At 51.7% G+C, this 15962-nt stretch carries 15 protein-coding genes; 9 read left to right on the forward strand and 6 right to left on the reverse strand.

All coding sequences use genetic code 11. The features are described 5' to 3' along the window. The first annotated feature begins 2 nt into the window (after positions 1–2). From J3T93_RS09150 to J3T93_RS09160, 3 genes are read left to right on the forward strand one after another with little or no spacing between them, the layout of a single operon-like run. Complete coding sequence (locus tag J3T93_RS09150; protein WP_267400815.1) at positions 3–956, forward strand: carbohydrate ABC transporter permease; 954 nt, start codon at positions 3–5, stop codon at positions 954–956. Continuing rightward, on the forward strand, positions 953–1792 hold the full coding sequence (locus J3T93_RS09155; protein WP_024627049.1) for a carbohydrate ABC transporter permease: 840 nt from the start codon (positions 953–955) through the stop codon (positions 1790–1792). The genes J3T93_RS09150 and J3T93_RS09155 overlap by 4 nt, the downstream gene beginning before the upstream one ends. A 29-nt stretch (positions 1793–1821) precedes the next feature. Next, a complete protein-coding gene (locus J3T93_RS09160) occupies positions 1822–3969 on the forward strand; it encodes a beta-mannosidase (protein ID WP_267431418.1) in 2148 nt (715 codons plus the stop codon). A 229-nt stretch (positions 3970–4198) separates the two neighbouring features. Here the strand turns inward: J3T93_RS09160 and J3T93_RS09165 are convergent, their stop codons facing one another. Next, on the reverse strand, positions 4199–5857 hold the full coding sequence (locus J3T93_RS09165; RefSeq protein WP_267431419.1) for an MFS transporter: 1659 nt from the start codon (positions 5855–5857) through the stop codon (positions 4199–4201). A gap of 449 nt (positions 5858–6306) precedes the next feature. On the opposite strand from J3T93_RS09165, the gene J3T93_RS09170 reads away from it, so the two are divergent. From J3T93_RS09170 to J3T93_RS09190, 5 genes are all read left to right on the forward strand, one after another. Then, positions 6307–6987 (forward strand): hypothetical protein, encoded by a 681-nt coding sequence (locus J3T93_RS09170; RefSeq protein WP_220236510.1) that lies wholly within the window; start codon positions 6307–6309, stop codon positions 6985–6987. Positions 6988–6993: 6 nt separating this feature from the next. Beyond that, entirely contained in the window at positions 6994–7575 is a 582-nt protein-coding gene (locus J3T93_RS09175) for a zinc-ribbon domain-containing protein (protein ID WP_267431420.1), read from the forward strand. 44 nt (positions 7576–7619) lie between these two features. After that, the gene (locus J3T93_RS09180) at positions 7620–8033 is read left to right on the forward strand and encodes a hypothetical protein (protein WP_258561497.1); all 414 of its coding nucleotides are present in this window, start codon (positions 7620–7622) and stop codon (positions 8031–8033) included. Positions 8034–8094: 61 nt separating this feature from the next. After that, a complete protein-coding gene (locus J3T93_RS09185; protein WP_220236508.1) occupies positions 8095–9240 on the forward strand; it encodes an SPFH domain-containing protein in 1146 nt (381 codons plus the stop codon). Positions 9241–9249: 9 nt separating this feature from the next. Beyond that, positions 9250–9960: a hypothetical protein gene (locus J3T93_RS09190; RefSeq protein ID WP_220236507.1), complete on the forward strand. Its 711-nt coding sequence runs from the start codon at positions 9250–9252 to the stop codon at positions 9958–9960. Positions 9961–10227: 267 nt separating this feature from the next. Here J3T93_RS09190 and J3T93_RS09195 read toward each other — a convergent pair whose 3' ends face one another. From J3T93_RS09195 to J3T93_RS09215, 5 genes are all read right to left on the reverse strand, one after another. Continuing rightward, positions 10228–11169, reverse strand: coding sequence for a 3-hydroxyacyl-CoA dehydrogenase (locus tag J3T93_RS09195; protein ID WP_324123873.1), 942 nt, complete (start codon positions 11167–11169; stop codon positions 10228–10230). A 53-nt stretch (positions 11170–11222) separates the two neighbouring features. Then, on the reverse strand, positions 11223–11432 hold the full coding sequence (locus tag J3T93_RS09200; RefSeq protein ID WP_267431422.1) for a hypothetical protein: 210 nt from the start codon (positions 11430–11432) through the stop codon (positions 11223–11225). Further along, on the reverse strand, positions 11433–11828 hold the full coding sequence (locus tag J3T93_RS09205; RefSeq protein WP_416378850.1) for a VOC family protein: 396 nt from the start codon (positions 11826–11828) through the stop codon (positions 11433–11435). A gap of 118 nt (positions 11829–11946) precedes the next feature. Further along, complete coding sequence (locus J3T93_RS09210; protein WP_220236504.1) at positions 11947–12480, reverse strand: DUF4411 family protein; 534 nt, start codon at positions 12478–12480, stop codon at positions 11947–11949. Continuing rightward, positions 12477–13646: an ImmA/IrrE family metallo-endopeptidase gene (locus J3T93_RS09215; RefSeq protein ID WP_267431423.1), complete on the reverse strand. Its 1170-nt coding sequence runs from the start codon at positions 13644–13646 to the stop codon at positions 12477–12479. Before J3T93_RS09215 ends, J3T93_RS09210 begins: the two co-directional genes overlap by 4 nt. 703 nt (positions 13647–14349) lie before the next feature. Between J3T93_RS09215 and J3T93_RS09220 the strand changes: the two genes are divergently transcribed. Continuing rightward, positions 14350–15687 carry an ABC transporter substrate-binding protein gene (locus J3T93_RS09220; protein ID WP_267400809.1) on the forward strand — a complete coding sequence of 446 codons (1338 nt, stop codon included), beginning with the start codon at positions 14350–14352 and terminating at the stop codon, positions 15685–15687. Positions 15688–15962 lie beyond the last annotated feature (275 nt).

Below are 15962 nucleotides of genomic sequence, written 5' to 3' on the forward strand. Positions count from 1 at the left end.
ATATGCAAAGATCTAATCCAGTGGATTCCATCCCGCCACGGATGGTGCGTCGGAGGCGGTCCTGGCCGGGTCATCCGTCCAGGGGGAACAGGGCCATCAGTTCGGTAGCGGCGTGGCCCTATTACCTGCCTGCGGTCATCATCTTTACGCTCATAGTGGTTGTCCCTATCATCTGGTCGTTCGGCGCGAGTCTGTTTGACTGGAATGGGATAGGAGCCATGCGATTCTCGGGCTTGGCGAATTTCAAACTGATGCTGACCGACAAGGTGTTCCGCGCGGCTTTCCTCAACACCATTTTCTTCACCCTTCTAGGTACCTGCGTTCAGATGCTTATGGGTTTGGTGATGGCCCTGTTGGTCTTGTGCATTGACCGATTTCGGACCATCATCAGAACGGTTTATTTCATTCCGTGCGTCATTTCCTCAGTTGCTGTCAGCCAGATCTTCGCCCAGATGCTGGCTGTCAATCCGCCGGGGGTTGTGCCGGCGGTAGGCAGTCTGTTCGGGCTGGCCCCTCACGCTCTGCTCTCGGATCCCCACTGGGCCCTCGTGTTGGTGACGCTTATCGATGCTTATAAGTTCGCCGGCATATACATGGTCATCTACTATGCAGCTCTGGAGTCAGTCGATGCCGAAGTGCTGGAAGCGGCACTGATCGACGGCTGCAATTGGTGGCAACAGCTCATCTACATAAGGGTGCCTCTAATCAGAGCGGTCTTGGAGGTGACGTTGGTGATGTTGGTTTCTGGATGCTTGAAGGGGTTCGATGTCTCCTATGTGCTTACTGGAGGCGGACCTGGTTCGTCCAGCGAGCTGGTGTCTACCTACCTGTACAAGACAATCTTCATATCCGGGAATTTTGGCTACGGTAGCGCCATCAGCATCTTCCTAGCGGTGGAGTGCCTGGTAACGCTTCTTATTCTGCGCCGCCTGTTCGGGAGAGGGGACAAAGCATGACTACGAAGCCAGGCAGGAAAACCAGGGGATTGGTATATGCGATTATCGCAGTTTTCGTTCTGGTGCAGATATACCCGATTCTTTGGGTCACGCTCTCTTCGTTGAAAAGCCCCGATGAGCTCGCAGATACCTTGGCTTATCAACTGCCTAAGGGTCTGTATCTGGGTAATTACGTGAGAGCCTTTGCCACGTCGGGTCTACTGCGATATTTGATTAACAGCACGATCGTTGCCGTGCTGACCATTCTGGTCACCGTCATGGTCGGAGCCCCTGCGGCGTTTGCCATTGAAAAGTTGCGGTTTCGGGGTGCGGATAAGGTGCTTTCCTATTTGCTGGTAGGACTTCTGGTGCCTTCATTCGCAGCTTTGCTGCCTCTGTTCGAAGTGTTTAACAAAATCGGCATTACGGACACCTATCTGGCCCTTATCATTCCGCAATTGGCTTTCAATCTGCCGATGTGCGTCTATCTGTATGCAGGATTCATGAAGGAGATACCGGATTCGTTACTGGAGGCCGCTCGTATCGATGGAGCCGGAACCTGGCAGATCTTTTCGAAGATCGTCATGCCGCTTTCCCGCAACACCACTGTGACTGTGGCGACCTACAACTTTGTCTTCATCTGGAATGAATTCGTATTTGCCAACACCTTTATGGTTCGCAGCGATATGAAAACCCTCCCGATAGGTTTGAACGACTTTGTCGGTATGTATGGACAGACCGACTTGGGAGCCACATACTCAGCAATAGTTGTGTCTATGATTCCGACCCTTATACTCTACTTCTTCCTGAACAGACAGGTTATTTCCGGCATGGTGGCCGGAGCGGTCCGTGGGTAAAGGCACTGGGAACAGAATTAAGGAAAATAATGAACAAGCAATTGGACATCAGTAATGATTGGAGCGTTCTACAGGACGTCAATGATGTCGGTGAAAAATTGAAACTCTATGAGGATCGCGACTGTACGCAGGTCGGACCGCAGATATCAGAGTGGGAGCCGTTGCCGGCTCTGGAGCATCTCCAGTGTCTGTTGGATGAACAGCCTTATTGGGGACGCCGGCTGCGGTATTTCAATCAGGCGCCTTGGTGGTATCGTCGGCTCATTAAGCTTGATAATTCTGAGACGGACGACAAGATTTTGCTGCGGTTCAGCAATGTCGATTACTTTTGCAAGGTGTGGATGAACGGGCAACTCCTTGGCTCCCATGAGGGCTACAGTGAGTCGTTCGTCTTTGATGTCAGCAATATCATACACTCCGGTACGAATATCCTGATGGTCAAGGTCTGGTCACCTTGGGATAGGCAGATAAGGAATGATGACGTTGAGAACCGTACCTATATGGTTGAAAGGAGATTGGTCAAAGGAACCTATGAGCATGATGACGGCCTTATAGCCCGTGACGTGAATCCCGTGGGCATTTACGGCAAGGTCACCCTATCGATTCATGAGTCTGCTTGTCTGGCTGAAGATCCGCGCCTGAGCGTGTGGATGGATGATCAGGGTCGTGGAAGAATAATCGTTAGAGGGAAAGTACTCGGTTGCGGTAATGATCATCCATCTGTGCTGAGAACCCTGGTGCGGGATCCAGTTGATGGCCGTGTGCTGCTTGACGCGGATAAGCAGGTCCAGGGACCTTTCGAGTTCAAAGCTGCCGTTGATGGCGTGACGCCTTGGTTCACTTGGGATCTGGGAGAGCCGAAGCTCTATGACATGACATTGAGCTTGGACGGCGAACAGGTGGAAAGCCGGAAGATCGGATTCCGGAATGTCAAACTTGATCGTGATGAATCGACAACCCGGTTCGTGCTTAATGGAAAGCCCCTGTATGTGCGTGGGACATCCTATTTCCCTGATGTCTATATATCTCGAATGCACAGAATGCGGTACCTGCGTGATTTGCAGGCTATCAAAATAGCTGGATTCAACTTGATCCGGGTGCATGTGCATGTCGAGAAGCCGGAATTGTACGATTTATGCGACCGCATGGGCATTGCCGTGATCCAGGATTCAGAATACAATTGGAACCAGCCCAGAACTTCTGAGTGGGCGGAAACGTTTGTACGGTTGTTTGTCAGTACCGTCAAAACCCTTGATAGACATGCCAGTGTTTTCAGCTGGATATGCCTTAATGAACCAGGCGTAGTGGATGTGCCGAAGGGCACACAGGGCACGGCTATGCAAGTGAGTCCAGGCCCTGCCATCTATCGGGAGGTCACTCGAACAGACCCGACTCGTCCCGTTATCAAAGGCTCGTATTGCGCTGATGATCTGACCAGCGGAGACAGCCACAACTATACGGGATCGTTGGATACTCCTCCCACGTCATATACGTTGATTGACGGCACGAAAGAGAAGTTCAATACAGAATTTGGTTTCGACGCCCCCGGCTACTTTGAAAATTTGAGGAATCTCGGGACGTTGACAGAGCGTATAGCGGCCTTGGAGCCTTTGACAGGAACATTGCAACGTTATCAGACTGAGCTGCTCAAGTATTACATCGAGCACTATCGGTGTCAAAGAGCTGCACCCAATTGGGGATATGTACAGTTCATGTTCATAGACCTGTGCCCGCAAAGCTTCTACGGGCTGTTGGATTGGTGGGGGCAGCCGAAGCCTGCATACGAGGCGGTTGCCAGAATCAATCAACCCATAGGTGTTTTCTTGAATAGGTGCAGCAAGAAGGTTTCTGGATTGGTTGTTGTCAATGATTCCCCCAAAGATCTGAGTCAGGTCTCCATTACTTGGAGATTCGTGAATTTGCAAGGGCGCGAGGTGCTCAAAGGGAATGCGTCTATTTCACTTGCGCCTTTTTCAAGTGTTCAGATACAGGAGGTCTCAATTGCTTTACAGCAAAATGACGGCGACGATTTATCGGCCTATATGACCTTGTGTGATGAAGAAAAAAAGGTTCTGGCGTCAAACAGCTATGACAGTGTCTTCAGCCATCCTGAGCATCCGTCGGGCCATCCTGTAAGGCTCAGCCATGAGTTTGGAGTCCGACTGTATTCTGTTTGAACTGCAGCAAGAAAGTGGTGATGGAATCGAAAATGGCCGGTGGTCAGAAATGAAAATTACTTCGGGCCACCGGCCGAATTCTGTGCCTGTCGTATTCTCGACACGTTGACGGTGGGCGGAGTAGCCGAGTCGTTGTCTTATTCTCAAAGGGCGAGAAGGTCTCTTGTATATAGCTCAGACTGAGTTACCTAAACAGAACTCGGACGTTCATACGACTTGACTGCACCTGTTATTTCTTGTTCTTGTCTCCGGAACGGGGAATGCCCAGAAGTTTGCGCGTTTCGGCAGCCAGCTTTTTTGGCGTCTTACGCACTCCGCTCTCTTCGGCATCCTTGATGATGGTCTTCACGTCCAGGTCGGGGTTGCGGTCCTGGGTTGCCACCAAGTCGCGTGCCTCCTGTCGGTTGAGCACAGTAGGCAAGGTGCCGGGCATGGGGCGCCGGGCGGTCTCCGCCAGGAAGAGCACGGTAATAAGACCGCAGGTCGAGGTGAACATGATCCAGTAGGCAGGTGCCAGGGACTTGCCAGTCGCGGTCACCAGCCCTTCCATGATGACAGGCGCGGTGCCGCCGAAGACGGCTACGGCCAGGTTGTAGGACAGTCCCATGCCGCCGTAACGGGAAGCAGTGGGGAAGAGTGCCGGCAGGGTGGAGGCCAGATTGGCCACGAAGAAGATGACCGGGATGGCCAGCAGGACCAGTCCGCCGAAGACGGCACCTGTGGTCTCATGCTCCAGCAGTCGGAAGGCCGGCAGGGACAGACAGAGTCCGGTGATCGCCCCCATGAACAGCACCTTCTTGCGGCCAAAGCGATCGGAAAGGGCTCCGGTAATGGGGATGCAGCAGGCCACCATAAGCAGGACCGGCAGGGAGAGCAGGTTGGCCTGGGCCGTGTTGTAGTGCAGGGTGCCCGACAGGTAGGTGGGCATGTAGGCGGTCAGCGTGTAGCTCAGGGTGTTGGCCGCTGCCACCAGGATGAAGGCCATGAGCAGCTCCCGCCAATAGCCCCGGATCAGATCCAACAGGCCCTTGTGCTGGCTCTTGGTCTTCTCGTCGCTGGCATCCTGAGCTTGGCGGAAGGCGGGCGTGTCCTGGACCTTGGCCCGGAAGTAGACCGCGATGGCGGCCAGTGGGAGAGCGATGATGAAGGGGATGCGCCAGCCCCAGGCCAGCATGGCCTGAGGGGAAATGGAGAATTCCAGCAGAGAGACCAAAGCAGCCCCGAAAGCGTAGCCCAAGTAGGATCCTACATCCAGCAGGGAAGCGAAAAAGCCGCGATGCCGGTCAGGTGAGTATTCGGTGACCATGGTCGAGGCGCCCGCGTACTCGCCGCCTGTAGAGAACCCTTGGATCAGTTTGAGCAGGATGAGCAGGATGGGTGCCAGGGGACCGACGGCCGCATAGCTGGGCAGGAGGCCGATCAGCAGGGTGGCTGCTGACATGCTCAGCAGGGTGAAGGCCAGGATGCGCTGGCGGCCGACCTTGTCGCCCAGCTGGCCCAGGACCACGCCACCCAGCGGACGGGCGATGAAGGTGACAGCGAAGACGCCCAAAGAGAAGAGCCGTTGCACGGCATCAGATGCGTTGGATAGGAAGACGCGGCCGATGGTGACTGCCAGGTAGCCGTAGACCCCCACGTCGTACCATTCCATAAAGTTACCGACTACGGTGCCGGCGATGGCCCGCTTGAGGGTGGATCTGTCCACCACGTTGATGTCGGTCAGGTGCAGGCGCTCGCTCCAGCCCCGATGCTGCCGGGGGTTCTGTTTGCGGGCCTTGCGTTTTGCTGCGGCCTGCTGTTTCTTGATCTTCTTGGCTGTGTGCTTATCGCGCCGTTTCTGCTCGTGCTGACCGCTGTCCGCGGCCGAAATTATATCGTCCTCTGCCATTATTCCTTCTCCGGCCACCAGGCCGTTGTTCGTCTTTTCCGCCTTGTGATTTCCCTGTCTGCCTCTTCCTTTAGCGGTTTTCACAAAAATGTCATAAGTATACAGCTTACCACGCAGCTTTCTTCAGTGCGGAAGAATGTAGATGCGCCCTCGAATCCAGTGGTTTTGCATTCCCGATCAATTAAAGACAGACAGATACAAAGAAGAGGCCTGTATATGGTGTTTCAAGAGGTCGCATTTCAGGACTTCTTGACTGCTGTCGTATATGTAGTGGTATAGTCAGCTTGTCAAGAACATCGCAGGGGAACGAAAGAGGTAATGATGTCTGCTTTCGCTATAGGTTTGTTTAATGCCCTGCCCGTATTGCGGGGGGGGGGGTAGGCCATAAGCTAAGCCATAATTCATGCATTCTCCTCCCTGATGTTTATCCAAATCAAGGAGACTGAAGAATGGGATACAAAGAAAATATTGTTGCTCTTGGTTTTGATCACAGCGACGATGTCAATGTTGCTTATGGCAATGCCAAAAATCAGTTGAGCATGATCCGTACGGCTAATTTGGAAGGGCCGGACAGGATTTTACCTGATGACTTTTCGCAGCAGCTGACTAATCTGAATACCTCTTTCAACCAGCAACTTCCCGATAAGCGTTCTGCAATTGAAGCAGAAGAGAAGAAACTGAAAACTCAACATATTATCTTCCTACTCGTCAAAATTGCGTTGATTATACTAGGGCTCCTGTGCGTTGTTAATGAGAAACTTCGCGTTCTTGGATTCATAATGGTCATCGCCGGCATAATTTGCCACTTCGTTTTCAAGAAGATTGATGCAAACAAGTCTGCCAATCTACTCGCTGAATGGAATGGATTCTTCGATGGCTTCGTCGACTCTATTGGACATGCTGAGACACTGCACTCGCCTGCTACGGGTCTTTTCAAGAAGATTGATGATCTGTTCCTAAAGAGTCTTGATGACAATGCCCGTGGCTTTGAGCAGCAGCAGCGACAGATGCAGAAGAACATGGAAGCTCAGGCTGAACAATCTAGGCGTGCTTTGGCCGCACAGGCCGAGCAGACGCAGGCTATTCAGAAGGGCATGGCCGACATAAACAGATCGATGCGGCGCCGTTGATGCATCATGCCTTCGGTTGATTCGGATATCGTGTGCCCCGGCTGCGGGGCACCACTTTCGGCTTCGAGCAAGCAATGTCCTTATTGTGGAAGACCTGTTGTTGTAACTTCGTTGAACTTTAAACAGGTTCGTCGAGCCACTTATGAGGACTCGGCACGATTCCTTGATAAGTACCAGGAGGTGCTGAAGGATTCGCCCAATGATCCGAAAGTGCTGGCTTCATTGGGGTATGTCCTTTTTGACAGGGGCCAATACCAAGAAGCCGCTAAGAACTTGGAAAAGGCTGTGGAAAATGGTTCTAACGATTCCGATGTTCTTTTTCATATTGCATTAAGCAGGTTCAAGTCTCAAAAACCGTTCAAGATAAAGCTCAAAGAGGCGGAGTCAATAATGGCGACTCTGGATTCTGCGATTGAGATGAATCCACATCCCCAGTATCTGTGTGCGAAATCATTATTGATCAAACGACTTTTTGAGCAGCGCTACATCAGGTATTCGCAATCATCCAAGAAGGTAATGGAAGCAGCCAAGCAAGGAGGACTGACCGATTCTGACAGCCAAGAGATGAACGAATTGTTGATGAAGTGAAGATCGATGCTGAAGTTTGTGATTCGGGAAAGGTGGGAATAGGAGTGAGTTTCGAAGATTACAGCGTTGCCATAGATAGGCGTAAGGCCACGGCTATGGAGATCTGCGGCATTTTCGACGAGGACGAAGTGAGCAGGGTGGAACCGGTTTCCTACATCCAGCAAATGAACGGTCATATGATGATCACCGTCTGGATGTTTGGGAATAAAAAAATATACTCCGCCATGTTTGAACTCCAGCCCGACGAGGCTGGGGACGCGACACCTCCAGGCCGCACCTTCTTTGATGTGTATCGGTTCAAGAACATAGTCGATATTCGAGTGGATGACTTTGGTTGCGTCATCAGTATGAGGACAGGGAAAAAGTTGGAACTGAAGTCCAACACTTATGAAGGCTCAGAGTCCTTCCTGAATTCTGCCCATGGTCTTGTGAGTCTGTGGGATGAATATGACGACTGATTGTTGCTTGACCAGGTAATGGATACGGATTGAACAGTGCATAGGAAAGAGGGGTGTACAGATGGCTGTATTCAAGCGCAACTCCAATGAAGCCGCTTTTGCGGATGGTGAGAAGCACTTTGTCGATGTCATCAAGAACCGTTCAGATAATGACACACTCATATTCAAAAACCCCGAGGAAGACTTCAACAACGGAACCACCTTGGTGGTAGGTCCCGGAGAAAAAGCCATCTTTGTCTATCAGGGTACGATCGAGCAGATTTTCGATCCGGGTAGTTATACCCTGAACAGTGCCAATTATCCCTTTATATCCCGCCTGCGGAACAGCCTCTCCGGTGGAGTCTCTTCGTTCCATTCGCTGGTCTATTTCGTTCGTACGGCGACTAGCAGGGAAATCAAGTGGGGCACACAGACGCCTATCAAGGTCTACGACAAGGCGCTCTCTGACCAATTCCAGGGGATTGGCGTCGAAACCGAGGTGAGGGCAAGAGGCGCGTATCGCATCAAAGTGGACGATTGCGGCATCTTCCTCACTCAATTGATTGGCAACAACTATGATCTGAGCAATCAGGAGTCGATTACCGACTACTTCCGCAATCAGTTCCTTGGCCACATCATTTCCATCTTGACCACTGAGCTGACCAAGTGGGCGGGGCCTCTTATCTCAGTGCCTGCCAATGCTGTAACCTATGCCAAGACCATCGAGAATGAAATCGCGCCCATTGCTGCTGAATATGGCATGAAAGTACTGAACTTCAGCATTTCCGCAATTGATATCATCGACAATGAAGCCAGACAGGAAGCACAGGATCTGGTATCCAAGAACCGCGAGCAGTTCTATGGGCGTATGGCCCAGGGGCAAGGCGAAGCGGCATATGCGCAGGGCCAGCAGTCTGCTTATGAGACTTATGGTACCAACTATCAGCAGGCTCAGGTTTTGAATGCCATGAATGGTGCCGCTTCCAATCCTGGCTCTGACGGTGGAGCCCTTCTAGGGGCGGGTATGGGATTGACCATGGGTGCCGGCATGGGCCAGGTCATTCCCAAAATGGTCAATCAGACGATGGGACAGGCGCAAGCAGCTCCTCAACCGGTTGCCGTCGACCCTGTAGAGCGGTTGAGCAGACTGAAAGAAATGCTGTCGAAGGAGCTTATTTCCCAAGAGGAGTATGAGGCTAAAAAAGCCGACATACTCAAGGAAATGTAGGTGGCTTGAATGAAGTATCTGGTTTCGATTTTTACAACGGTCCTGACGCTCATAGGTTGTGCGGCTTTCATGGCCGAAATTGGCACCTATGGCTTTGCACCTCCCGCTCAGTGGATTGTGATGTTCTTCTTGGTGGTGTTCACCATCCTGTGCTGGGTGGCTCAGTCGCGTAGCGATGACGGTGCCGCTTCGAGAAGCGAGAGCCTTTATTACCGGCTGATAGCTGAGAATGTGGTGTTTCCCGCTGTCGGTTATCTGATTCAAGGCATCATCGCAATTTTCTACTTCTCAGCTTGGAACGCCCCCTGGTGGTCTGGGAGTCTTGCCTTGCGGCACATATTGCCCAATGGTTTTTTCATCCCCCTCCTGGTCGAAGTTTTGCTCACCATAGTGGTCATCTCCCTATGGGTCGGCAACATTACAGCCAACGTGCATACGGTTCGCCAGCAGGCCATCAGAGAAGAGAAGGTCGCCAATCGGGCGCAACTGAAATCTCAGGTGCTCTTCCTCGATTCATGTTTGGATCCGAATGACAAGGAGGCGAGCGATATCAGCAACCAAATCCAGCGTAAGGTCGAATCCCTGCCGCTGGTGCCAGATGCTACGACTGGCCTCTTCTATTCCCAGGCCATTAATGAAATTCAAGAAGCTACAGCCAAGGACCGTGTAGATCTGCCCACTCTTCAACATATTCGGGACACTCTTAACAGAGTGCGCTGATTAACTGGAATCTCACGAAGTGTTCCACGAAATTTTTGAGAGGCTCGAGATGCATTTTGACAGAGTCTCATTTTAGTCGTGGAACCGTGCAGTAGGTCGACGGGTACGGTCTGTTGGCTGAATTGGAGCTCCAGATTACGCATTGTGCATAGCGGAAATCATCGTCATGGCTTAAAAGCGAAGAGGACCCGACCATCCTGCAGACCCGTCGATTATGGCGTGGTCCCTAAGACGGCCGGATCCTTTGTCCTTAGAAAGAGCCTACTGTCAGGCCTTCAGGAAGTCAGGCCTGTCAAAGGCGGGATCAGGATAGGTGTAGAAGCCCTGCCCGGAATCCTTGCCGTTCCTGCCCTCGTCCATCATCTTCTGGATCTTCTCCATGAAGGGCTTGTAATCGGGGTTGTCGCCCTGCTGCTCTTTGGTGATATTGAGAGCGGTCCGCAGCCCAACGACGTCAAAGATGGCAAAGGGCCCCATGGGGGCGCCTGTTCCGATCATCCAGGTCTTGTCCACGGTCTGCGGGTCTGCGATGTCGTGGCCCCAGAGATATGCGGCGGCGTTGAGCAAGGGGATGAGAAGGGTGTTCAGGACGTATCCGGGCTGTTCTTTCTTCAGAACGATGGGGACCATGCCGATTTCCTTGGCGTAGTCCACGATCAGGTCGAAGACCTTGGGGTCGGTCTGCTTGGTGCCCATGATTTCAGCGGTGTTCATGCGCCAGATCTGGTTGGCGAAGTGCATGTTCAGGAATTTGTCTGATCGGCCGGTGTCCTCCGCGAAGGTGCTGGGCACGTAGGTGGAGGAGTTGCTGGCGAAGATGGTCTTCTCGGGGGCCGCCTTGGCCAGGCTCCGATAGAAATCATGTTTGATGGAGGGTTTCTCGGGGATGGCCTCGATGACCAGGTCGGCGTCCTTGACTGCTTCAGCCAGGTCAGAGCTGTAGCTCAGATTGTTCAGACCCGCATCGAACTGCTCGTCAGTGGCATTGATGTCCCTCTTATAGAGGTCGCGGAGGTTTCGGACGCGCTCCTCGGCGGCCGCCACAGCCTCGTCGTTGATGTCGTAGACCGTTACCTTCTTGCCCTTGAAGGCCGATTGATAGGCGATCTGGCTGCCTAGCACCCCACCGCCGGCTACTGTGACCATGTTGATGTTCGTCATGGAAACCCCTTTCATTTGTGGTACCCATCGTTGGATACGCTCTTTCATAGTAGAGCCAGGTCTTGGACGGAGCCAGGTCCACCGATGCGGCGAGAGGCCGATCAGGACTTGAGGCACCCTCCCTCTTCTTCGAAGATGCCATAAACGGTGCGCAGGCCGCCGGCTACAGCGACTTTCCCGATAGTCGGCATGAGCAGCTGGCTCCGTTGCAGGGAGATCAGCAAATGGGCCTCATTGCTGGCATGGGATTGTTCGTACGGGGCAGGGCCCAGACCTTCGTGGCTGCGGTTGCGCCCGCTTGCAGCGGGCATTCAGAGAATCTGGCAGAACTCGATGGTTTCCTGGTTGGGGCCGATGACGTTGAAGTAGCGGATTCCGCGCTGCCAGAAGGTGGGGATGGACTGGATGGAGTCCTCCCTGATGTTCAGCCCCATCTCCAGGGCGTGCTCGTAAGCGGCGTCGATGTCCGGCGTGTCCAGAGCCCAGTGGTTGATGGCTCCGGTGCGCATGGGCGCAGGTTCGCCCTCCCAGGTCTCGATGGTCAAGTGGCCCAGGCGCAGGAAGGCGCAGCGGTTCTCCCCGTTGGGGTAGATGCCGACCAGCTCGAACCCGAGTTTGTTGGTGTAGAAGTCGATGGTCTCGTCCAGATCGTGGGCGATCATGCCCGAGTGCTGCAAATCCTTGACGTAGTCCGACATTGGTCTCATGATGGCCGCTCCTTTGGTACCTTGATGCTGCGATGCTTCCTTACATCTACTCTAGGCGGTGGTGCGTCTGGAGATGAAGGCGAGAGAGAAAATGAAACAGGCTTTGCAGTCTGAATCTTCAGAAGCCTCCATCGTTCTGCATGAAGGTGAATAGGTTTTCGGTGCTGATCGAAAGCTGGGAGGCGACGGTCGGAATCTTGGGACGCTTCCACGGGCGATCTGATTCAGCTTGGGTTTGCTCGAAAGTGACGATAGTGGCACCGTAAAATTTCGCCGTAGCGATCAACCAGGGGTCGGCAATTTGTTTGTTAGCCCATTCACGAAATGCTGTGGATTTGTATCCATTTTCAGGTCTGGCGACCTGATTGAGCACTGCGCTATATGCTTGTATAATGCCATCCTCTTCCTCGCAGATGACCAGTAAGCTGTTTATGGCGTCCAACCAGGTATCGACTTCTGGGCAGTTGTGACCGTATACCTCGTCGCGAACTTTGTCGATGATTGCCACTCGGCCCGAGTTAACCAAATTATGTAGATGCTGCCAGAACGGTGCAGATAGAGTGAACTGAGGGTTGTAGTACCGGTTGTAGGGCTCAATCAGGCAGTTTGCATCGATAAGAAAAAGCGGATTCATAAGGAGTGGCTGCGTCATGAGATGGCTCTCTTCATGAGTTTGGAGAAAGTATCACCATTGGTGCCAGTGAGACGATAAGCATCCAGATATGTGGTTCTGTTCTCGGCTACGCTGCTCGCCATCCTTTCCAGAAAGCGAGAATCGAATCTGCTTAGTTTGTTTTTATAATAGTCTCCTCCGGAGTGCTGCTGATTTTCAGTTCCTTTTGACCAGGTTTGGGCGGCCTGGTTGCATTTCTGGAAGGTTTCCTGGCTGATCAGCTTATGCTTCAGGGCATGAAGGGCCAAAGTGGTGTGGGAAACAGGGAAGCATGCCTTCAGCTTTTTCATCCGTTCGTCCAATGTGGTGTCGTCCGGAATGCTCTGCCACGTTTCCAGGAAGTCTTCGTCTGGCAGCAATATGGCTGCCCCTACCTCATTGCAGACCTGTTCAAGCCTGGTGACTCCGGTGGGTAGGGCGGTGTCATTGTATAACTCATCTGCTCCCAGCCAAACATGTGCCAGCTCATGCACCAGGGAGAAGAGGCGAGCGGTTTCGGGTTCGTCGGTCCTGTTGATGAATATCAATGGGGCGTATGGGTCGATGAGCGCAAAAGCACGAAATTCTTTGGGGTCGAGTGGTCTACTGGTATTGTTGCCGACTACTCCGTTCTGCATGATGAGAATCCCGGTGCCCTCAGCGCGTTCGCGCAGCAGTTTGAAAGCCTTAGCCGAGTCATGCAGGCCGGATTTGCGATACCAATGCTCATCAATCTTCAGAGCTTGACGAATATCCTCTGCGATAAGGTTGCTGTCATCGTTGATGGTCCGGGAACCCACCTGTTTCAGTTGGGTTCCTTCATTATCGATACGGTCTTGTCTCGCCCAGTCCTGAATGGCAGTCATCTGGCCAATGGTGTCCACAAGATCTCGGGAAGGATGTCCTTGTGACTGCTGACTGCCAATAGTGCGTTTGGCATAGACAGGCGGCGTATCATCAATGGGCTCATCCATGAAGAAATAACCAAATGGCACGCGCAACTGGTTGCTGACGGTATGCAGCTGTGAGACAGTAGGGCGTTTGGTGCCCTGTCTCCAAGCATTAATATTCTGACGTTGGCCCTCGCTTAGTTGGTCTTCGGCGCCTATGGACATGACCCAATCGAGAATGGTGCGAGGAACATTGACACGTACTGTTTGAGCCATCGTTCCCCTTCCTATATCTCGAATCCTATCTGGCACTAGGCGCTATCGCTTACGTACGAGTATGTACGATGGCATTTCCTCGGCAGCTTTTGCAATCTATTATTCACGCCTGATGATCGAAGGGCAAGATACGGGAATCAGCCTTGCGCTGGCCACTATCTTGCTTAGCGCAGTCTTTTAGACTTTTAGAAGACCGATTTGTTGAAAAACGCAATCAGATCATACCGGCACAGGTCCATATGAAAATATTGAGTGTCTTCAGACTTATCTACGTCCACAAGGTCGTTTACCCCCCCCCCCCCCCTAGATTCCTATGTGTGCCGGGAAGTCTGCTTTTTTAGTCAACTTAGTCAAACGTTGTAATTAAGGACAAGGAGTTTTCTTGGAGCGACTGGCTTCAGAGGTTGACAGCCTAAATAACGCATACCTTTGTTGGATTGCCGCTAAAAGAATACGGTATTGGTTAGTTATTCTCTGTTTGTTCTGTATAGAAAGCTAGTGTCTTGTATCGGCTTTGTTCTCATTAATGAGGTGTGCTGTTTAGTGTGGTTTCAATCGGATGACGTAGTTGCGTATTAGCAGGCAAGTGCTAAAGTGTGGTTTAACGTCAAATCAACGTTGATGTTGAAGTTACCTCGTGAAGTCAAAAGTGATGTCGTTCATATAAGCGTCATGTGATTGCCGCTGGATTGCGGGAGGAACAATGATATCGGTAAAAAAGATACTGACGAGTGGAACAGTTGTGTTGTCGGTATTGGGTTTGGCTGCGTGCGGCGGCTCTCAATCCGGAGGAAAGTCAAATGCCGAAGGGCCTACGGAAATTACCGTTTGGGCTTGGGAAAAGACATATCAAACTGTAATAAAGCCGTTTGAGGCCAAGTATCCCAATATTAAAGTCAAATTAGTCAATGTTGGGGTTGGCAATGATCAGTACAAGGCATTGAATAATGCCTCGGAGGCTGGCTCGGGTTTGCCTGATGTAGCCCAATTCAGCTATGAAGATCTTCCCGAGTTCCAGATTAAGCATATCGTCAAAGATATCAGTAAGTATGTTCCCAGCAATTTCAAGAATGACTATACAAAAGGAACATGGGCTTCATCGGCCATTAATGGTGGTATTTACGGGCTGCCGATGGACTCTGGCCCCATGGCTATGTTTTACAACAAGGAAGTTTTTGACAGGGCCGGCGTGAACGAACCACCGAAGACCTGGGACGAGTATTATGAGGCAGCCAAGAAAGTAAAGGCTGCTGGATCATACATTGAGGCTGATTCTGGCGATGCTGGATTCTTCAAATCCATGATATGGGCCTTTGGTGGTCATCCATATGATTATTCAAAAGATGGGCAAAATATAACGATTAATTTGTCCACTGATAAAGGGACTCAGCGGTTTTTGGAGTTTTGGCAGCGTATGTCTGATGAAAATCTGGTCAACAAAAAGCTGTCCGTATGGTCGGATGAATGGAATAGAAGCTTAGGAGATGGCTCTACTGCGGCGCTTTTGATCGGGGCTTGGATGCCGCCGAATTTGCTCTCCTCGGCGCCGCAGGCCGCTGGTAAATGGAGAGTTGCTCCCATGCCTGTGCTGCATGAAGGTGATAAGCATAATTCTGAAAATGGTGGGTCGGTACTGGCTGTGATTGATAAGACTTCCAAGGCTGATGCCGCCTACAAATTCGTAGAATATGCCTCTCACGACCGTGAAGCTATTAAATTGCGTGTTGGAGCTGGGGCATTCCCTGCGGATACCAAAACTTTGGCGGACAAGCAGTTCTTGGATTCAACATCCGTCAAGGGAGGCGACGGCAAGGCTGTTGAGTACTTTGGTGGGCAAAAGTTCAACGAAGTATTGTCGCAGGCAGCAAAAGATGTCGATCCTAATTTCAAGAATATACTGTTTAATGTTTATGCAAGCAGCATCTATGGCGACTATGCTTCTAAGGCTTATTATGGACAATCTACCTTTAAGCAAGCAATTACCGATTGGCAGAATAGCTTGAAAAAATATGCAAGTCAGCAGGGCTTCACAGTTAAATAGCCATTAGCATACGTACACAATATTTTGCCGTTCTCGACAGAAATGCTTGTCTGTATGTAAACATTTCTGTCGAGAGACGGCCAACCGCGTTGGTGTTTTGAGTTTGTTGAAAAGGGTCAAGATATGGGTACGGGAGTTGTAAGCGCAAGCGGTCATACGGCATCGGTGCCACAGCGTCCGCGGACGGCTGCTCGTTGGCGTGGTTGGTTGTTTATGGGGCCGTTTGCGGTGGTGTTTGTGGTGGTGTTTGTGGTGCCGGTGGTGTATGCGGTGTG

Source organism: Bifidobacterium sp. B4111 (assembly GCF_026537235.1).
Lineage (GTDB): Bacteria > Actinomycetota > Actinomycetes > Actinomycetales > Bifidobacteriaceae > Bombiscardovia.